The organism is Mitsuaria sp. 7 (assembly GCF_001653795.1).
Lineage (GTDB): Bacteria > Pseudomonadota > Gammaproteobacteria > Burkholderiales > Burkholderiaceae_C > Roseateles.
Genome location: NZ_CP011514.1, coordinates 4,442,785 through 4,462,057 on the forward strand (window position 1 = coordinate 4,442,785; position 19,273 = coordinate 4,462,057).

General features: G+C 63.4%; 17 protein-coding genes. 5 read left to right on the forward strand and 12 right to left on the reverse strand.

The features are described from left to right. Positions 1 to 53 precede the first annotated feature (53 nt). The 4 genes from ABE85_RS19440 (at position 54) to ABE85_RS27715 (ending at position 5,820) form a co-directional block, all read left to right on the forward strand. On the forward strand, positions 54 to 1,808 hold the full coding sequence (locus ABE85_RS19440) for an ATP-dependent endonuclease (protein WP_067278408.1): 1,755 nt from the start codon (positions 54 to 56) through the stop codon (positions 1,806 to 1,808). Continuing rightward, the gene (locus ABE85_RS19445; RefSeq protein WP_067278411.1) at positions 1,798 to 3,213 is read left to right on the forward strand and encodes a UvrD-helicase domain-containing protein; all 1,416 of its coding nucleotides are present in this window, start codon (positions 1,798 to 1,800) and stop codon (positions 3,211 to 3,213) included. The genes ABE85_RS19440 and ABE85_RS19445 overlap by 11 nt, the downstream gene beginning before the upstream one ends. Before the next feature lie 44 nt (positions 3,214 to 3,257). Continuing rightward, positions 3,258 to 4,307: a hypothetical protein gene (locus tag ABE85_RS19450; RefSeq protein WP_067278414.1), complete on the forward strand. Its 1,050-nt coding sequence runs from the start codon at positions 3,258 to 3,260 to the stop codon at positions 4,305 to 4,307. 187 nt (positions 4,308 to 4,494) lie between these two features. Next, positions 4,495 to 5,820 carry a hypothetical protein gene (locus tag ABE85_RS27715; protein WP_157522655.1) on the forward strand — a complete coding sequence of 442 codons (1,326 nt, stop codon included), beginning with the start codon at positions 4,495 to 4,497 and terminating at the stop codon, positions 5,818 to 5,820. A 260-nt stretch (positions 5,821 to 6,080) separates the two neighbouring features. Here the strand turns inward: ABE85_RS27715 and ABE85_RS19455 are convergent, their stop codons facing one another. The 3 genes from ABE85_RS19455 to dctP are packed head-to-tail and all read right to left on the reverse strand — an operon-like array spanning position 6,081 to position 9,041. After that, positions 6,081 to 7,442 (reverse strand): TRAP transporter large permease, encoded by a 1,362-nt coding sequence (locus tag ABE85_RS19455; protein ID WP_067278417.1) that lies wholly within the window; start codon positions 7,440 to 7,442, stop codon positions 6,081 to 6,083. After that, positions 7,439 to 8,014, reverse strand: coding sequence for a TRAP transporter small permease (locus tag ABE85_RS19460; protein ID WP_067278420.1), 576 nt, complete (start codon positions 8,012 to 8,014; stop codon positions 7,439 to 7,441). Before ABE85_RS19460 ends, ABE85_RS19455 begins: the two co-directional genes overlap by 4 nt. A 7-nt stretch (positions 8,015 to 8,021) precedes the next feature. After that, positions 8,022 to 9,041, reverse strand: coding sequence for a TRAP transporter substrate-binding protein DctP (dctP, locus tag ABE85_RS19465; RefSeq protein ID WP_067278424.1), 1,020 nt, complete (start codon positions 9,039 to 9,041; stop codon positions 8,022 to 8,024). A 318-nt stretch (positions 9,042 to 9,359) separates the two neighbouring features. Here dctP and ABE85_RS19470 point away from each other — a divergent pair, with 318 nt between their 5' ends. After that, entirely contained in the window at positions 9,360 to 9,851 is a 492-nt protein-coding gene (locus ABE85_RS19470; protein WP_231993137.1) for a plastocyanin/azurin family copper-binding protein, read from the forward strand. Positions 9,852 to 9,876: 25 nt separating this feature from the next. Here ABE85_RS19470 and ABE85_RS19475 read toward each other — a convergent pair whose 3' ends face one another. The 9 genes from ABE85_RS19475 to ABE85_RS19515 all read right to left on the reverse strand — a co-directional run bounded on the left by ABE85_RS19475 (position 9,877) and on the right by ABE85_RS19515 (position 19,204). After that, a complete protein-coding gene (locus ABE85_RS19475; protein ID WP_067278429.1) occupies positions 9,877 to 10,668 on the reverse strand; it encodes a DUF2063 domain-containing protein in 792 nt (263 codons plus the stop codon). Next, positions 10,665 to 11,534, reverse strand: a complete 870-nt coding sequence (locus ABE85_RS19480) for a DUF692 domain-containing protein (protein WP_067278433.1) — start codon at positions 11,532 to 11,534, stop codon at positions 10,665 to 10,667. The genes ABE85_RS19475 and ABE85_RS19480 overlap by 4 nt, the downstream gene beginning before the upstream one ends. A gap of 4 nt (positions 11,535 to 11,538) precedes the next feature. Continuing rightward, entirely contained in the window at positions 11,539 to 11,823 is a 285-nt protein-coding gene (locus ABE85_RS19485) for a hypothetical protein (RefSeq protein WP_067278436.1), read from the reverse strand. A 243-nt stretch (positions 11,824 to 12,066) separates the two neighbouring features. Continuing rightward, the gene (locus tag ABE85_RS19490) at positions 12,067 to 13,848 is read right to left on the reverse strand and encodes a family 16 glycosylhydrolase (protein ID WP_067278439.1); all 1,782 of its coding nucleotides are present in this window, start codon (positions 13,846 to 13,848) and stop codon (positions 12,067 to 12,069) included. Positions 13,849 to 14,091: 243 nt separating this feature from the next. Next, on the reverse strand, positions 14,092 to 14,766 hold the full coding sequence (locus ABE85_RS19495) for a TetR/AcrR family transcriptional regulator (RefSeq protein ID WP_067278443.1): 675 nt from the start codon (positions 14,764 to 14,766) through the stop codon (positions 14,092 to 14,094). Positions 14,767 to 14,773: 7 nt separating this feature from the next. After that, a complete protein-coding gene (locus ABE85_RS19500; RefSeq protein WP_067278445.1) occupies positions 14,774 to 16,405 on the reverse strand; it encodes a GMC family oxidoreductase in 1,632 nt (543 codons plus the stop codon). Next, entirely contained in the window at positions 16,402 to 17,034 is a 633-nt protein-coding gene (locus ABE85_RS19505) for a sugar dehydrogenase complex small subunit (RefSeq protein ID WP_067278448.1), read from the reverse strand. The genes ABE85_RS19500 and ABE85_RS19505 overlap by 4 nt, the downstream gene beginning before the upstream one ends. Positions 17,035 to 17,054: 20 nt before the next feature. Further along, positions 17,055 to 18,527 (reverse strand): cytochrome c, encoded by a 1,473-nt coding sequence (locus ABE85_RS19510; protein WP_082938772.1) that lies wholly within the window; start codon positions 18,525 to 18,527, stop codon positions 17,055 to 17,057. A gap of 212 nt (positions 18,528 to 18,739) precedes the next feature. Continuing rightward, the gene (locus tag ABE85_RS19515; RefSeq protein WP_197507075.1) at positions 18,740 to 19,204 is read right to left on the reverse strand and encodes an SgcJ/EcaC family oxidoreductase; all 465 of its coding nucleotides are present in this window, start codon (positions 19,202 to 19,204) and stop codon (positions 18,740 to 18,742) included. Between the last annotated feature and the right edge of the window lie 69 nt (positions 19,205 to 19,273).

Sequence of the window (19,273 nt, forward strand, 5' to 3'; positions counted from 1 at the left end):
GGGTGTGCATGCTTCGGCTTTGAATAAGACGAGCTAGATGTCCGGGAGGGACGATGATAAAAATCCGACGTATTGAGATCGAGAACTATCGAGCCATCAAAAAACTCGACTGGTGTCCTGGGGAAGGGATCAACTGCCTCATCGGCCCCGGCGACAGCGGAAAATCCAGCATCCTTGATGCCATCGAGCTTTGCTTGAGCACGCGCCGCACATCGGTTGGTGACTCGGATTTTCATTTCTTGGACTGCGACTCGCCTATCGTCATCTCGCTCACCATTGGAGACCTCGACGAAGAGTTGAGAAATCTGGAGGACTACGGGAGCTTCCTACGAGGGTTCAGTCTCGCAAGCGGCACCATCAACGATGAGCCGGCCCTCGGGTGGGAGACAGTTCTGACGCTGCGCGTGACCATAGAGCGCGACCTTGAACCGACTTGGACCCTTTACTCCGAACGCGCCTCTCTCCAAGGCTTCACGAAGTTTCTGTCGAGCAGAGAGCGCACACGCATACTCACAACGCGCCTCGCGTCAGCTGCAGATGATCTAAATCTCAGCTGGTCGCGCTACTCAATTCTCCAGCGCTTTACCGAGGAAAAGATTGGGTTTGGCGCACAGCTCCGTGACTCGGCGCGCGAGGCCCGTCGCGTTTTCGGAAACGTTGAGGAGCAGCTCTCGTCAGCCGTAGGCGTCGTTAAGCGTACGGCCCAGCAGTTGGGTGTTCCCACGGGGGAGCCAAAGGCGATGCTGGACCTGCAGTCGCTCAACTTTAAGGATGCTGCGATCGCATTCCACGACCAGCACGGAGTTCCATTGCGATGCCTAGGAACTGGCTCTCGCCGTTTGCTTCTGGCCGGTCTGCAGGGTGCCGAGGCAGAAGCCCGGACTGCGGTGCTACTGGTTGATGAGGTCGAACATGGCCTTGAGCCGCATCGCGTCACTCGGCTTCTGAATGCCCTTGGGTCAAGAGATGTGGGGCCATCTACTCAAGTATTCATGACGACCCATTCGACCATTGCATTGCAACAACTTCATGGCGATCAAATATATGTTGTCCGCCGAGGGTTCTTCGACCATCCCGTGCTGAAGGCTGGCCGGAGCGAAGACGTTCAAAGCACCCTGCGTAAGAGCCCCAGCTCATTCTTGGCAAACAAAGTGATTGTGTGCGAAGGTTCAAGCGAGTTGGGCCTTCTTCGAGGGGTAGACGAATACCGACTCCAGCAGGGAAAGCCTTCGCTGCTAGCGGCGGGAGTTGCCTACTGCGACGCCGGAGGTGGGTCTCCGAAAGACTGCTTTAAGAAGGCAGAGCTGTTTGCGCGTTTGGGGTATGACGTTGCCCTATTCATTGATCATGACATCCCCATCTCTCCCGATCTGACGGCCGACCTTGAGAAGCTGGGAGGAAAGCTATTCACTTGGCAACAATTCAATGCACTCGAAGATGCGCTATTCAACAATCTCAGCGACGAGCGAGTCTTGGAGCTTCTCGAGTTGGCCGAGGACTTTGCAGGTCAGGCAACCGTCGACAGCAAGATTCGTAGCGTCGACGGGGACGGCTACACACTTGAGAACATGAAGGCTGCAGGAGCCTTTACTGGGTTCTCGGACGAATTGCGTAGCGTGCTCGGCAAAGCTGCGAAAACTCGGAAGGAAAAAAGCGGTCAGACGCCGAAGAAGTCCGGATGGTTCAAGTCCATTGAGCGCATGGAAGTCATCGGAGAGAGATTGGTTGGTCCTTCAATGGACGACGGAGACGATGATCTTACAAGGGTAGTGAAAGGAATCTTCGACTGGAGCCACCATGGAGGATGACGTTGATATCCTCGTCGCGCGCCGTGGGTCGGTCATCGCCCCGGCGGGCTGCGGCAAGACAGAACTGATCTCCACTAGCCTCAGAGGTGCGACGGATGGGAAGCCCGCACTCGTTTTGACTCATACCAATGCTGGCGTCCATGCGCTGGAGCTGCGATTGCGTGCGAAGGGCGTGCCCAGATCTTCGTTCAGAGTGGCGACCATCGACAACTGGAGCTTGCGCATCGCCACGATGTTCCCGAGTACCAGTGGTTTCACTCCCCAGCAAGGACGCCGCCGAACGACCCCCGACTACGGCAAACAGAAGGACTGCGCACTCGCTGTGTTGAAGTCAGGGATCCTTGACGATCCTCTCACGTGCACGTACTCCCGTCTAATCGTTGACGAGTATCAGGACTGCACGCTCAGGCAGCACGAAATCGTAGTCGAAATTGCGCGGGCACTTCCCACTGTTGTGCTTGGAGATCCCTTGCAAGCTGTATTCGGTTGGCCGGGGAACACGTTGGTGGGATGGAAAGACCACGTCGAATCAGCGTTCCCACGAATAGGAGTTCTGCGCAAGCCTTGGAGATGGATCAACGCTGGGACCCAGCCCTTCGGAGAATGGCTCATCGGCATTCGCAAAACACTCTATGCCGGAGAGCCGCTAGACCTTAGTCAAGCGCCTCCTGAAGTCGTATGGGTTCCCGTCAAAGGCCCCAAAGATATCGAGGCGCGGCGGCAGGTCTGTTCAGTTCGCGCGGAGGGAGGTGGCAGCGTTCTCATCATCGCCGATGGCAAAGAGAAGGAAGTCCAAAGGAACATGGCCTGCATCACACCCGGTGCGTCAACGGTGGAAGCGGTGGATCTAAAGGATCTGATGACCTTCGCCGGTAACTTTGTCCCGAGCGAAACAGGGTCGCTGGAGCAGCTTCTCCTGTTCGCGAGCGAACTCATCACGAAGGTAGACCAAGCGGGCTTGAAATTGCGGCTCGCGAGTCTGCAAAAAATGACTGCACGCACCCCAGCGACTCCAGTCGAGGCTGCTTCGCTCCACTATCTGTCTTCGCCATCGTTCGAGAACGCAAAGCGTGTTCTCGAAGCGCTCGCAGCAAAGGACGGAGCACGGATCTATCGACCCGCCATCTTTTATCCCTGCCTCGACGCCATGCGCTTGATGACGAAAGGGCAAGGTGACTTCTATGACGCCGCCGTCTCAGTGCGCGAGCGCCAGCGCCACGAAGGGCGCCGATTGCCGCGTCATGCTGTTGGGAGCACTCTTTTGCTTAAAGGACTTGAGGCTGATGTTGCAATCATCCTGAACCCAGAGAAGATGACGAAGGAGCACCTTTACGTGGCATTAACCCGTGGTGCAAAGAGCGTATTCATCTGCTCAGAGACGTCGACGGTTCATCTCAAGCAGTAGCCGGCGCTCGCTCAAGGCTTGCCAGTTCACGCACATTCCTAGAAATGAAAATTCCACTCGTCTTTGATGGCCGCCAGGGCGACACCGCGGGGCTGACCATTGGGGCCGATGCGGATGGGTCCACAGTGAATTGGCCAGAGTTAGGCATCTCGATCAGTCACAAAGGAACAGCTGATGAACCAGACTTCTCGGATGTTGGAGAGAGGACGCCGCAGCTCCGGATTCATGGTCGAACCGGGCTCACCATAGACAACTACAGCGAATTTCTCCTGCAGGATCTCATGTCGATGGACGAGTTCAGATTTGGTTCTGTAGAAGTGTCATTTGGTCACCCGACTCCGTTGTTCCGGTACATGTTTGAGCGCTATCGCCATCGCAAATACATGGGCGAATGGTCCGACCTAACGTCTTGCCGCATCCTCGGGGCGCATCCCGACGACGTGGAACTGGTTCTCCTCAACGCGTTCAACAAGTACGAAGAGCGGCACGACGTTCTGCCTCAACCTAGCGAAATTCTTGAGTTTGATTGGGTGGCTTGGGAGGCGTCGGACGAGGAGGAGACGGAAGAGGAGGAAGAGGAGGAGGGCGCGGTGTTCGACCCTGCCATCCCTTCGGACGTGGAACCCCTACGCTGCTTCTTTTACGCCAAAAGCGCTGCGGATCCCGCCGCAGCTTGCATCCAGTTCTATCGGGTGCTGGAGTTCTATGCATTCCTGTCTCTCACGAGGAGCTTGTCAGCACTGCGACGCGATGCGAATGTGTCAGATCGAGAGTTCCTGTTTAAATCGGCTCAACTCCTCAGCAAGGACGAACAGAGTTCGATCGTTAGGCTCGTTGTTGAGCTGTCAACCAAAGAGCTGTTGGACTTTGCAGCAGGCGAAGGACTGATCACCCGCTCAGACAGATCGCTCTTAGGTAGCAGCCTGTACCAATTTCGGAATTCAATCGTGCATGCGAAGCAGGATCAGCGCGCGCCAGTCACCGTCGACTCAATTATTGGTTCGTCGAGCACAACGAAGGCCTGGAAGCGCGTTCTTCAGCAGTTGGCTCAGAAGGCGCTTGGCAAGCACTCTTCGGTCCGGCATCTGACCTAACCGAAGGAGCAAGCGCGGCGACTAAGCGCTGGATTTTCTTATTCGGAACTGGACTGCTGAAGAGCATTTCAATTGACGGGAACAGCATTCAATTGATAGAGCGCAGGATAAGACGACTCCCGACCCTAATGCTCAAAGCATCATTTTTGATAAGAACAGAGCCAGCTCCGACGATCTATTGCAGCCTATGAGCCCGATCCTTAGTCAAATTGCAAGGTTAACGAAATCGATCTACACAGGCCACGCTGACTCGGATACATCGAATCAGCCTTCCGCACAATTCTTCGCCGGTCGCAAGACGGGCGATCCCTTCCGCTCACGAATTGGGCTCTCGTGGAGATATGGGAAAGACACCAACTCAGCATTACGCAACCTCAGTCGACTTCTGGTTCGAAGCGACGCGCAGTACAAGAATTTTGACAAAAGAACTATGCGGGCCAGCCTGACAGAAACGCTTCAAGAAATATGCTTGGAAAAATCCATCTTTGATACAGATTTGCTGATGTTTGGCGGGGCTCGTTCACTCTTCCAGTGCCGGTCGATTCAAACGCCTGTCCCACAGTTTTTAAGTCGCATTGAGACAGAGTTTCGTAACACCATGAACTCAAAGCTGGGGCGCTTCTGCACGATCCATAGCTTGCCTCGGGTTGTGGGCATCAACTTGGATCTAGCCCAGTTTCAAATCAAAATTATTGACATAGCGTCAGCAGAAGATTGGCAGCATGTACTCGGCGCAGGCTACGCGACGGGCGGTTGGACTCCGCTGAATCCACACATCAACGGACGGACCGACTCCACATTTAGCCCTCCGAACACTACCAAATCTTTGTTCATCTCAGAGGATGATGGTACAGCTGCAGGTTGTAAGTCAGAGGCGGAGATCAAGTTCCGTTGTTTGGCCGCAGTCTTATACGCTGTCTACTGCGAAAATGTTGAGTTCCCTCCAATGAGGGCAACGGCGGACGCTTCGACCTTTTGCGTTCAATTTCCGCATCAGTCAAACTTTGAGCGCAGCTATCTGAGATCCCAAATTCGGCCAATACTTCCATTCTTTGGCGCTCCAATGGTCATTTCAAATATAATGACCCAAGAAATCCAGATTTGGTATCAAGCGCTTGCCGAATGCGATACCCAGTCCCATGCGAGAATTCAAAAGGGGGCCCACTTTTTCAACTTGGCTTTGAATGACCAAGGAATTCAAGCATTCGTCAATTACTTTGTCGCTCTAGACGCCATATTTGGTGTGCGGGGCTCTGTCGAAAGATCGATCCTTGACGGTATCGCAAGCCTAGGGCTAGGGCCGCAGATTGGCCAAAAGACCGCATGGCTTTTTGAGCTGCGCAATGAGTTGGTACATGGCGGTAGCAGGCGCGTTGAAGAATGGCCACGCTATGAACGCTATTGCGAGCACTTCGATACCGAGCCAATGGATGACATGGCAACCATCGCAAGGATGGTGATACGCAGAGCTTCTCGCGTGTTCTCTCGGCGGCAACCAGCCCCGGTGCCCTGATCACCTGCCGTCGCCGCTGTCCGTGCAATGCAAGTCGGCCCAGGCGCCTGTCTCATTCGCTACGGTCGCTGTCCGATACGTGATGTAGTCCGGTGTCATTGGCAGGGCCGGGCTTCGCAGCGTCATCGTGATGGGCCACCACGAATCACGTCATTGATCGCCAAACGAAACGCTCGCTTTTGGCTTTCTCTTGACGGCCGAATCGCCTCCAGAAAAGCCTGAGACGATTTAGGTTTTAGGTCGGGTTCACCTGCAACCGCTCAATGCGGTGCCGCAACCGCCCCCATCACCAAATCCGGCAACCCCGTCGCGATGCTCGGGAAGATGCAGATCAGCAGCACGGCCAGCAGCATGAGGACGACAAACGGCAACACCCCCCAAATGATGTCCCGCAGATCGATATCCGGCGCGATGTTCTTGATCACGAAGATGTTCAACCCCACCGGCGGGTGAATCAGCCCCGTCTCCATCACGATCGTCATCAGGATCCCGAACCAGATCAGGTCGAACCCCGCTGCCTTCAGCGGCGGCAGGATGATGGGCGCGGTCATCAGGATGATGCTCACCGGCGGCAGGAAGAAGCCCAGCAGGATGACCATCAGCAGCACTGCCGCCAGCAGCACCCACTTGGACAGGTGCATGCCGACGATCCACTCCGCCACCGCCTGGCTGATGTGCAGGTAGCTCATCACGTACGAGAACAGCAGCGACATGCCGATGATGAACATCAGCATGGTCGACTCCTTCAAGGTCGACGTGAGGATGGGCGCCACGTCCCGCGGCCGCCACACACCGTAGATCACCGCGATCAACCCCAGCGCCAGCAGCGCGCCCAGACCCGCCGTCTCCGACGGCGTCGCGAAGCCGCCGTACAGCGCCACCATGACGCCGATCAGCAGCAGCACGAAGGGCACGACGCGCGGCAGCATCTCGAACTTCTGACGCGTGGTGAAGGTCTCCTTCGACAGCAGTGCTGAAGCCGCGCCCGTGCGCTTGTATTCGGCCTCGGCCAGCGCGTACTCCTTGCGGTAGCGCAGCGCCGCGTAGACGGCGAACAGCACCACCAGCAGCACGCCCGGCGCAATGCCCGCCAGGAACAACCGCCCCAGCGACTGCTCCGCCGCCACCGCGTACAGGATCATCGTGATCGACGGCGGCAGCAGGATGCCCAAGGTCCCGCCGGCCGCGATGATGCCGGCCGCGAAGCCGGGCGAGTAGCCACGCTTGCGCATCTCCGGGATGCCGGCGCTGCCGATGGCCGAGCAGGTGGCCGGGCTGGAGCCGGCCATCGCCGCGAACAGCGCGCAGGCGAAGACGTTGGCGATGCCCAAGCCGCCGGGGATGCGCCCCATCCAGACGTGCATCGCCGCGTACAAGTCCTGCCCCGCCCGGGACTTGCCGATGGCCGCCCCCTTCAGGATGAAGAGCGGAATGGAGAGCAGCGTGATGCTGGCCATCTCCTCGTAGACGTTCTGCGTGACCGTGTCCAGCGCGGACGCCGGCATGAAGAGGGCCATGAACAGCACCGCGACGCTGCCGAGCGCGAACGCGATCGGCGCGCCCGAGAACATGAACAGCAGCGTGACGATGCCAAACAGAGAGCCGAGGACGAGCATGCTCATGCTGCGACTCCCGAGTTGTTTTTCTTGAAGAGCCCGTTGATGCGGGCGGTCAGTTGAACCAGCAGTTGCAGGCTCAGCAGCGTCATGCCCATCGCCATCAACCCGTACGGGATCCACAGCGGCGGCGCCCAGGACGACGAGGTCGTCTGGCCCTCGACCCAGGCCTCGTGGAACAGCGTCCAGGACTTCCACGCGAAGAAGGCGCAGAAGGCCGTGCACATCAGGTCCACCAGCGCCAGGCGCAGCCGGTTGACCGACCGCGGCAGCAGCCCGGCCATGGCCTCGATGCCCACGTGCCCGCGCAAGGACTGGACGAAGGCGCCGCAGAGGAAGGTCGCCCCGACCAGGCAGAAGACCGCCGCCTCGTCCTGCCAGTCCGTGGACGCCTTCATCACGTAGCGCGAGACCACGCTGTACGTCAGCACGCACGAGGCCACCAGCAGCGCCAGCATGCCCAGCACGACCACACCCTGGTTGATGAGGTGCAGCAGCCGCGCGAGCGGCAGCAGCACGGCCGGCGTGTCGGGGTCGATGCCGGCCACCGCCGGCTTCAGTTCAAAGCCGTGGCTCATCGCGATCTCACAGCAGCTTCTGGGCGGCCTTGAGGATGGCCGCGCAGGACTCGTTCTTCTCGGCGAAGTCCTTCCACGCGGTGTCGCGCGCGATGGCCTGCCACTTCTTCAGCGTCGCCTCGTCCATGTCGTAGACCTTGGCGCCGGCCTTCGCATAGATCGCGGCCGCGGCCTTGTCATCGGCCTTCGCCGCATCGCGGGCGAAGACCTCCATCTCCGCGCCCACGCCCATGACGATGTCCTGCTGCGCCTTGGGCAGCTTGTTGAAGACCTCCTTGGAGATCATCAGCGGCTCCAGCATGAACCAGTAGGTGCGCTCGCGGCCCGAGGTCAGGTGCTTGGCGATCTCCTCCAGCTTGAAGGAGATGAAGCTGGTGGACGAGGTCATCGCCGCATCCATCGCGCCGGTCTGCATCGCCGCGTAGATCTCGTTGGACGGCAGCGTGATGACCGACGCGCCGGCCTGCTTCAGCATCATGTCCATCTCGCGGCTGCCGCCGCGCACCTTCAGGCCCTTGGCATCGTCCGGCGTCACCAGCGGACGCGCGCGGCTGGCCACGCCGCCCGCCTGCCAGACCCAGCTGACGATCATCACGCCCTTGTCGTCCAGCACCTTGGACAGCAGCTTGCCGACCTCCGCCGTCTTCCACGCCGCGCCCTGCTCGTAGCTGGGCACCAGCGCCGGCATCAGGCCCGCATTGGTCTCGGCCACCTCGCCGCCGGCATAGGACAGCGGCACCAGGCTCATGTCCAGCGCGCCCTTGCGCATGGCCGAGAACTGGGCGTTGGTCTTCATCAGCGACGAGCCCGGATAGACCGCCGCCTTGAGCGCCCCACCCGACCGCTTTTCCACCTCGGCGGCGAAACGGCGGCACAGCCGGTCGCGGAAGTCGCCTTCGGTCAGCGTGCCGCTGGGGAACTGGTGAGAGATCTTCAGAGCGCTCGCTTGAGCGTGGGCGGTAGGCAGCCAGAGGGCTGCGGCAGTGCCGGCGGCGGCACCCATCAACTGGCGTCGAGTCAGGGTCATGCTTGTCTCCAGGTCCGCCATGGGTGGCGGTATGCGAGCGGAGTGTCAAAGCGGTACCCGAGGCGATCAATCAACCAGACGTTGCGACCTTTACCTCTGACGAAAGAATCGCGGGCTAACCCTGAGGCCCCAACGGCCCTCCCCTGAGCGGAAGCGTCATCCGACTCCTGCGACGTGCGACGTACGAGGTGCCGTCAAGGTCGGGCGCACTTCCCGATTGACCTTGCCACAGTGGCAAGGTCCAGCATGCTCGCAAGCTCGTTCGCGGCGCTCTCGGTGCCGGCGATGAGCTTCCTGTCCGATGGAAAGGAGAGCCCCTTGAAGACATTGCCTCTGTTGACGCTGGCCGCGTTGATCGCCGCCGCCCCCACTGCCTTCGCCCATGGCGACGAGGACCACGCCCCGCCGCGCAAGTTCGATCCCGCGCAGGTCGAAGTCACCGACTTCGGCCAGGAGGGCAATCCGAAGAAGGTCTCGCGCACCATCCAGGTCGACATGGCCGACACCATGCGCTTCACGCCGTCGAATCTTGCCGTCAAGCGCGGCGAGACCGTACGGTTCGTGGTCCGCAACGGGGGTCAGGTCTTGCACGAGATGGTGCTCGGCACCCGGCAGGCCCTGGCTCAGCACGCGGCGCTGATGCGGAAGTTCCCCGGCATGGCGCACGACGACGCGAACATGGCTCACGTCAAACCCGGCACGAGCGGCGAGATCGTCTGGCAGTTCACCCAGGCCGGAGAGTTCCAGTTCGCCTGCCTCCTGCCGGGGCACTTTGAAGCGGGGATGGTCGGCCAGCTGGTCGTGAATTGAGCCGACACGGCTCAGCGGACGAGACTCAGCGGACGAGGAACTCCTCGTCCACCCAGCGACGGAGCAGCGTGCCCAGCTCGGCGACGACATCCAGGTCAGCGCTCGCGTCGGCCAGGTCCGCACACGTTTCGGCGAAGGTGCGACCCGCGGCCAGCGCGTCCAGCGCCTGAGCCTCGAGCGGTCTCAGGCTTCTGAAATGCGGCGAGTGGCCGCGCCGCCAGATCAGCAGGTCCAGCGGCGCCGTCAGCGGCTGCGCGGCCGGCGGCGTCTCGTCGCCGTCGAGCGCCTGCCACAGCGCCAGCGTGTTGAAGGACTGCTTCAGGCGCGCATAGCTGGCCGGCAGCTGGAGTCGCAGGTCGGCCCAGTCCTCGGGCGCCAGCGACGCCAGGTCGGCCATCGTGAGCGTGGGCGCATCGGCGGCGTCGAAGGCGCTCCGCAGCGCCCAGTCCAGCGCGGCCAGTTCGCCGATCTCGCCGTCGTCCGGCCACCGCTGCGACAGCCACGGGGCGAAGTCGGCGCCGTACCAGCGCAGACTGAAGTGCTGAGAGCCGTGGTCCTCGACGAAGGCCAGCGCCTCGCGCTCAAACCACTCGTCGCCAAGGTATCGCCGCGTATGCCCGTAGCTGTCCGCCAGCGTCTCGTGCAGCCGCGCGCGGTAGGCATGGTGGTAGATGGCCAGGCGTCGCTCCGCGGCGATGCCGGGACCTCGACGCAGCTTCGTGTCGATCTGGCTGGGTTGCCCGGTCAGGTAGGTCTGCAGCGACTGCTGCAGGTCCAGGAGCTGAAGCGGTTGAAGGGGCTGCTCGATGGCGTTCATGCGGCCTTCCTTGCGACGTCGCCGGGCCAAATGCGCGCGGTGATCACGCGGGCCTGATCCAGCTCCACCAGCAGTTCCGGCAACGGGGGAATGTGGTCGTCCCGTTCGATCATCGTCGCCACCGGGCCGAATCGTCGGAGGGCCTCGGCGTACAGCTGCCAGACCGGCTCGGCCACCGGCTGGTCGTGCGTGTCGATCAGATGGTCGCCGTGGTCGCTGTGGCCGGCGACGTGGATCTGCTGCACGCGCTCCGCGGGCAAGGCATCGAGGTAGGCGAGCGCATCGAAGCCGTGGTTCGCCGCGCTCACATGGATGTTGTTCACATCGACCAGCAGCAGGCAGTCGGCACGTCGCGCGACCTCGGCCACGAACTGCGCCTCGGTCAGGCTGGAGTCCGCGTAGTCGAGATAGCTGGAGACGTTCTCCACCACCAGCCGGCGGCCGAGCGCGTCCTGCGCCTGACCGATGTTGCGCACCACCACCCGCAGCGCCTCGTCCGTGTAGGGCAAGGGCAGCAGGTCGTGCAGGTTGCGGCCGTGGACGCCGGTCCAGCACAGGTGATCGGAGATCCAGAGCGGCTCGACGCGACGGGCCAGCGACGCCAGCTGCCGCAGGTAGTCCGCATCCAGACCGGCCACGGCGCCCAGGTTCATCGAGACGCCATGCATCACCATCGGATACTTCGCGCGGATGCCGTCCAGCATGGCCAGGGGCTTGCCGCCGGGCACGAGGTAGTTCTCGGAGATCACCTCCAGCCAGTCGACCGGCTGGGGCGCCTCGAGGAAGTCTCGGTAGTGCGTGCTGCGCAGGCCCAGGCCGAAGCCCGGGCTCGGCTGCGCGACGCGCGATGCGGGGCCGGGCCTCATGGGATTACTTCGCGGACAGGTCGCCGATCGTGCCGCCTGCGCTCAGGCACGACGCCGCGCTCATGCCCTTGAAGCTGTGGCCCTTGCAGACGTTCTGGCCCTTGCAGGCGTTCTCGGTGGTCTTGCAGTCCGCGTTGCCCTTGCACTCGTGCACGCCGTAGCAATGCACCTTGTCGCTGGCGGCCACGGCCAGACCGCTGCTGCCCTGGGGCGCGGGGGCCGCCTGGACGGACAGGGCGAACATGGCGGCGGCAGCAGCCAGGGCGGCGGATTGGGTCTTGCTGATCATGGGAGGCACTCCGTAAGAAGGTTCAGGTTGATGAAGCGGAGCGCTCCTGCGCGTTCCGCACCCTTCTATTCGTAGCCGCCGCGCTTGAGGTTACAGCGCCTCGAAAATTTTCTTTCGTCCGAGGCCCAATGACAAAGCCGCCCGAAGGCGGCTCTGCGACAAGACCTCTGTCGAAGGGCGCGCCCCGGAGAGTTCCGAGGCGCTCCTCTTCAAGCGCTCTCTGCAAGCGCTCAGTTCAAACGCTCACTTCAGCGTGTAGCTCTGTTGAGTCGTGTCGTACGCGCCGTTGCGCGCCGGGTCCCAGTACGTGAAGTTGAAGCGCACGACGTCGCCCTTCTTCAGACCGGACACGGTGTACGCATTGCCGCTGCCTTCCTTGAGCATGCGCACGTTCAGCTGGCCACCGCCGTTGACCGTGTAGTGCACGTCGGCCCAGGTGCCCGTCCCTTGCGAGAACTTCACCGTCGTCGCCGTCGGCTGGCTGATGCCATCCGGCGTGGTCGGCGTGGTGGGCGGGTTCGGATCGGTCGGGGTCGTCGTTCCGGTATCCCAGTACACGTCGTCGATCGCGAACTGGAAGGCCTGCGCCGGCAGCTTGGTGTTGTCGCCCGAGAACATGAAGATGTCCGCGATCGACTGCAGCGCGACCTTCGGTCCGATCAGCGTCGAGATCGGCACCGTCGCCGTCGCCCACTCGCCATTGCGCACCAGGCCGAAGGCCGTCGTGTTCGCCGGGAAGTTCACCCAGTTCTGGTTGGTGAAGGTATCGCCGATGCCGATGTTGAACGACACGTTCGCCGGGATCTTGATCTTGAACTTCAGGTTCCCGTTGCGGTAGTTCGTCAGGTCACGCAGCTGACGCGCCTGGATGCCGCCGCCGAACCACTGCCCCGGCGTGTTGTAGCTCCACGCGATGACGTTGGTACCCTCGGCCGGCTGGATGTTGCCCGCGCCGGTCGACGCGCCGTTCCACAGGAAGATGTCCGACGTGCTGCCGGCTTGCAGCTTGTTGGTGATCGCCGTGTTGTCCGTGAACACGCCGAACTTGCCCGCCGCTTCCGGCACGGTCTGGTTGCCCAGCTTCACTTCGCCCTTGCCGTCGAGCTCGTACACGCGGACATAGTCCACGTACATCGTGCCCGGCAGCGGCGCCGTCACCTGCGACGGGTTCGCCGCGTCGGTGAAGTTGCCGCCCACCGCCAGGTTCAGCAGGAAGTAGAACGGCGCGCGCAGGGCGTCGGTGTTCACCGGCAGCGGCTGGTCGTACATGTTGTGCTCGCCGTCGTTGTCGACGACGGTGAACCGCATCTCGCTTTCGGTCCAGTAGAAGCGGTACTTGACGAAGCGGTTCGCGAACGAGGTCGTCGGCTTGTACCAGTTCTTGGTCTGCCAGGCCGTCGAGGCCGCGCACGATTCGTTGCCCGGCACGCAGGCGGCTTGCGCCCAGGTGATCACGTTGGCGCCGACGAAGTAGTCCGGTCCCGGCGCGCCCGCGGCGGCCCAGGCCGAGGACTTGTGGCCCAGCTCGGCGATGTCGATCTCGCCCTTGCGCGGCCAGACCTGCGGGCTGGTGCCCAGCAGCCAGGCGGCCGGCCACAGACCGGTCTGCAGCTGCGGCGTCGCCATGCGGATCTCGATCATCCCGTACTTGACCTGCACCTTGTTGAAGGTGTCGAGCTTGCCCGAGGTGAACTCGTTGCTGCCGATGGTCTGCCGCAGCGCCCGGATCGCCAGCGCGCGCGTGCCGGCTTCAAACGGCACGTCGGCGATGGAGAGGTTGTTCGGGCTGTAGTACTCCAGCTCGGCATTGCCGTAGCCGCACAGGTTGATCTGGCAGCCGTTGCCGTCGTACGGCGTCCAGAGCGACGTGTTCAACGAAGTGCCGTTGAACTCCTCCGACCACAGCAGGCGGCCGATGGTCGGGTTGGTCACGCTGGCGTTGGCCTGCGCGGCGGCAGTGACCAGCAAGCCCAGCGCGGTGGCGCGCAGGAGTCCCTGCGCAGCGAAGCGGTTCTGCAATCCCATTCAGATCTCCAAGAGGTTTCGATGGTGTGCAGGGCACCGATGGGCGCGGTCCGGCCAGCGCTCTGTCGTCGCTCGTCCGGGTCCGTGACTTGTCTCCTGCGCCAACCATCCTAGGCAAGAAATGCGGATTCTGAAAGCGCTTTCATAAAATTGGGGTTTTGGATTGCAACGGCTTGAAAGCAGCGGTGGGGCGCCGGACCGGGCGCGCCGCCCCGATCCGCCGTGGCGTCAGGCCCGAAAGGATCAGGGCCTGTAAGCCCGGACGAACAGGTCCACGCAGGCGCGGCAGTACGTCCGCGTCGCCGCCTTGGCGCGCAGCGGCGGCTGCCGCATCAGCAGGCGGATCTGCTCGTTGCCGCGCACCATGCCGAGGAACTGCTCCGCCGCCTGCGGCACGTTCCGGATCGCCAGCGAGCCCGCGTCGCGGCAGGCGCGCAGGAAGCCGGCCAGCTCCTGCATGACGGCCTCCGGTCCGGAGCTGAAGAAGTCGTGGCCCAGCGCCGGCGAGACGGACACGCTCGCATGCAGCAGGCGGATGTGCGCGAGGATCTCCGGCGCGGTGATCAGCGTCAGGTAGGTCTCGGCGATCTTCTCCAGCGAGGCCTGGGGCGTCGTGGGATCCAGCGACGCCACGTCGAGCTCGAACGCCTGGCGGATCGGCTCGTTCACCACCGCGTTGAACAGCACCTCCTTGGACGGGAAGTACTTGTAGACCGTGACCTTGGAGACCGACGCCGCCGAGGCGACGCGGTCCACGCTGCCCTTGTCGAAGCCGACCTCGGCGAAGTGCTCACGTGCCGCCGCGAGGATGCCCGCCCGCTTGCCAGGGTCGCGCGGGCGCCCTCTTCCACGAGGGGCCGCGCTGCCTTCGCTGCCTTCAGTTGAGACGACCGCTTCGGTCTTCGACGGATTCCGCATCCACCGATTAGATCTCCTTGAGCAGCGTGTCCGCGATGCGCAGACTCAAGGCCGCCCCGGTGAGCGTCGGGTTCATGCACGAGGCCGACGGCATCACGCCCGTTCCCGCGATGAAGAAGTTGGGATGGTCATGCGTGCGGCAGTCGCGGTCCACCACCGAGTCCTTCGGATCGTCGCCCATCAGCGTCGTGCCCATGATGTGCTGCCGGTCCTGATGCTTGGTGTCCATCTTCAGGACATCCGCTTCCATCAGCTTGGCCATGCGCTCCAGGTCCTTCACCGCGAAGTCGCGACCGGCGTTCCAGTAGTCGTTGACGCTGTAGTAGATCTCCGGCACTGGAATGCCGATGGCATCGGTGTGCGTCTTGCTCGGCACGATGCGGTTCTGCGGCTGCGCCTCGGTCTCGAAGTCCACCGCCACGTTCAGCGAGCGCGCCGAGCGCTTGCGGATCTCCTCGTCCAGCTTGGCGCCCATCACGCCCTTGGCCAGGAGTTCCGACGCGATCTGCTGCGTCGTCACCGTGTTGCGGAACTTGGTCTTGTAGCTGGGGATGTCCTTGCGGAACGCGCCATCCCGGTAGTTCAAGTAGACCAGCAATTCCGTCGGGCCCTGCCCCGGCCAGACGTCCTCGTTCATCATGATGTTCATGCTGATACCGGTGTGCCCCATGAGGTTGCGGCCCACCTGGTCGGAGGAGTTGGCGATGCCGTTCGGGTACTTCTCCGAAGTCGACATCAGCAGCAGCTTCGGTCCTTCGATCGCGTAGGCGGCCAGCACGAAGTGGCGCGCCGTCAGCGCATGCGAGCTGCCGTCCGGCTTCTTGTAGTGGACGCGCGTGATCTTGCCGTCGGCGCCCGCCTCGATGCGATAGGCCACCGCGTTGTCCAGCAGCTTCGCGCCGGCGCGTTCCGCGACGTCGATGTGCATGGAGCCGTCGTACTTCGCGCCGATCGGGCAGACCGGGTTGCAGTTGTTGTTGCCCGCGCAGACCGGCCGGTTGCCGTAGGGACGCGACGCACGGCCGTGCGGCTCGATGACCGGGTTGTAGCCGCCCGGCTTGAGCATCTCCGCCACCCGCTTCATGAAGTAGGGCTCGTTGAGCGGCTTCATCGGGAAGGGCTCGGAGCGCGGCGGGCTCGCCTCGCCGCCGTGGCCGCTCTCGTCCTGGCCATCGACGCCGGACACGCCCAGCTCCGATTCCGCCTGGCAGTAGTAGGGCTCGAGCTCGTCGTAGCCGATGGGCCAGTCGCGGCCGCGGCCGTAGAGCGACTTCAGCTTGAAGTCGTTCGGGATCATCCGCCACAGCGCCGAACCGAAGTGCCAGGTCGTGCCCCCGACCACGCGCAGGTACTTGGTCGGATAGGACACCGGCCCGGTCTGGCGCAGGTAGTCGCCGTAGGTCGACGGGATGTGCGGCGGGTTCGGGAACGGGGAGCCCGCGCCCTGCAGCTTCATGTTGGCCAGCGAGAGCTTCACCGGCGCGTTGCGGAAGGTCTCGACGATGTCGGCGCGGCGCACGCGCGGACCGGCTTCGAGAATGATGACGGACTTGCCCGCCTTGGCGAGGCGGCTGGCGATCAGCCCGCCCATCACTCCGGACCCGATGACGATCAGGTCGGCGTCGTACTGTGTGCTCATGCGGTCTTGCGTTCGTTGGTTGCGGCCAGGGTCACCGGCGGGGTCACGCCCGGCTGGTCGCCCCAGGAGTCGGGACCGGCGCCGTAGGTCGGCACCACCAGGACATCCTTGGTCGGGCGGTACATCAGCGCCTCGGCATAGCTGATCAGCTCGGCGTCGGCGTCCTGGCCGACGATGCCCAGGTACCAGGCCGAGACGATGCGCGTGGTCGCCGCGCGCAGCGTGTCCTGGAGATCGGGCGTTTCGAGGAGTTGCTCGATGGTCCCGGCCTGCGTGCTGCGGATCAGCGCCAACAGCGCGCGGGCGCTGTCGCCGAACTGCGGATCGCGCTTGGCCAGCGCCACCTGGTAGCGACCGGCGAGCGTCGCGTCCAGCGCCTGTCCGCCGGTCAGGAAGACCGAGAGGCGCAGGAAATCGGCGACCGGCAGCGCGGCCGCGGCAGGTGCCGCTCCTGCAGCGCTAGCGGCGCCGACGGCACTGGTGGCCGCCGCCGCGAGGCCTTCCCGCGCGGCCAGCAGGCCGGCGCCGCCCAGGGCCAGCGCGGTGCCGGCCAGCGAGGCCATTTCCAGCAGGCTGCGCCGCGAGAGCGCGCGGCTCAGCGCCTGCGAGGGATCGTGTTCATGGGTCATGACGGACTCCGTTCAGACGTTCAGAAGGCGCGGCGCGCGCGCCGGGCGCGAAGGCGGCGCAGCACGAGGGCGATCAGCGCCAGCAGCACCAGAACGCCGGCCGGCACCATGAAGGGCTGCGCCTTCGCGAGGAAGGGCTTGGGACCGCCGGCGCGGGCGACGCGGACGTCCTCGACGCTGACCTTCACCGCGGCATTGCCGTAGCGGCTCAGCACGTAGTTGGAGAGGTCGGCGATCTCCTGGTCGCTGAGGCGGTCGGTGAAGGAGGCGACATCGCCGAAGGCCGGCATGAAATGCGGCTTGCCGGCCACCGTGCGGTCCACGCCGTGCAGGATGGTCGCGATGAGGTTGTCGGCGCGGTCGCCGCCCGTCGCGCTGTTGTGGAACAGCGAGGGGTACTCGCCGTTCGACGTTCCCGTCCCGTTCTCCTGGTGACAGTGCGCGCAGCTGGCGCTGAACACCCGCCAGCCGGGATCGACGTCCTTGAGACCCCGCAGCGCGACTTCATCGCGGGAGGCTTCGCCGAGCGCGTGACGCGCCTTGACGCCCGCCTGCGCGGCGTCGCCGGCCACCGGCGGGGTCTGCTTCAGATAGACCACGATGGCGCGCAGGTCCGATTCCGGCAGATGCTGCAGGCTGTGCTCGATGGCCTCCGCCATCGGGCCGGCCGCCTGCGCCTTGCCGTGGACCTGGCCGGTCTTGAGGTACTGCACCAGCTCGTCGTCGCTCCAGCCGCCGATGCCGTGCACCGCGTCCGAGGTGATGTTCGGCGCGAACCAGGGACCGACGTTGGCGCCGGACAGGAAGGGCTGGCCGAGGTCCTCGGCCATCAGGACATTGCGCGGCGTGTGACAGGTGCTGCAGTGCGCGAGCGCGTTGGCCAGATAGGCGCCGCGATTCACCGGGTCCGCCATGCCGGGGTCCGGGGTGAAGCGCTGGTCCTTCAGGAACAGCGCATTCCACACCGCCATCGAGGCCCGCACGCTGAACGGGAACGGCAGCTTCGTCTCGGCGGCCACCGGCTGGTCCACCGGCTTCACGTCGTGCATGAAGTAGGCGTAGAGCGCGGCGGTGTCGTCGTCCGACAGCTGCGTGTACGCGGTGTAGGGCATCGCCGGGTAGAGATGGCTGCCGTCGCGACGCACGCCCTGGCGCAGCGCGCGCTGGAACTCGAGCAGCGTGTAGCTGCCGATGCCATGCGTCGTCGACGGCGTGATGTTGGTCGCGACGATGGCGCCCATCGGCGACTCGATCGCGTAGCCGCCGGCGAAGGGCGCGCCTCCCTTGGGCGTGGTGTGGCAGGCCGCGCAGTCGGCTGCGATCGCCAGTTGCCTGCCGCGAGCAACCAGCGCCGCATCGACAGGTTGCGCTTGCAACTGCTGTTGCGGCTGCGGTGACTGCTGCGCCAACGCCAACCCCGGGCAGGCGCACAGGCCCAGCATCGAGAGCGACAGCGCCGCTGCGCCACGCGGTATCCACCTCGTGAAATTCATCCGTTCGACCCCAATCCGTTGTTCGTGCGGGGGCGGCGGATCTTTCATCCATGCCCCGCGCCCATTGAATTGGTACCGGTACCAATCCAGATCGACGGATTTTGCATACGAATGAGTTCACTAAAGCGAAGAGGATGAGCGGCAGTCGCACCGGCGAACCGGCGCGAGCTTCTCCTCGCACGGATTTCCTGTTTCGGGGCGCGGCGTGCCAGTCAGTGGGGCGCCGGATTCGTCGACGCGAAGGCGTAGCGCGCGATCTTCCACGCGTCGTCATCGCCCCGCTGAAAGATGAACAGTTCGTGGTTCGCGTCGGGGACGCGCTGCTTGATCGCATTCACGGTCACGTGCCCGTTCGAACTCGTCCGGACAAACGCCCAGTCCCGCGCCACCTGCACGAGCTCCTCGACCGTCAGCACGGTCTCGAAAGTGATCGCCTGGAAGATGCCGGTGTAGGCCGCCCGGATGGCATCGGCGCCGACCGTCGACGGGCTGTTCGGCGCCATGAAGACGCCGTCGGGTGCGAAGACGCTCAGCACTGTGTCGATGTCCGACGCGTTCAGCGCGGTCTCGTAGGTCTGCAGGACGCCTTCGATGTCTGCCTGGACCGACGCGGCGTCTGCGGTACTGCCCGCAGTGTTTGCTGAGGTGTGGCCTGCGGATTTCACGAGCTTCTTCATGACTTGCATTTCCTTCGGGGTTCAACGGGTTGCTGTGGGCGTGATGGCGCGACGGGCCCCGAGGCTTCG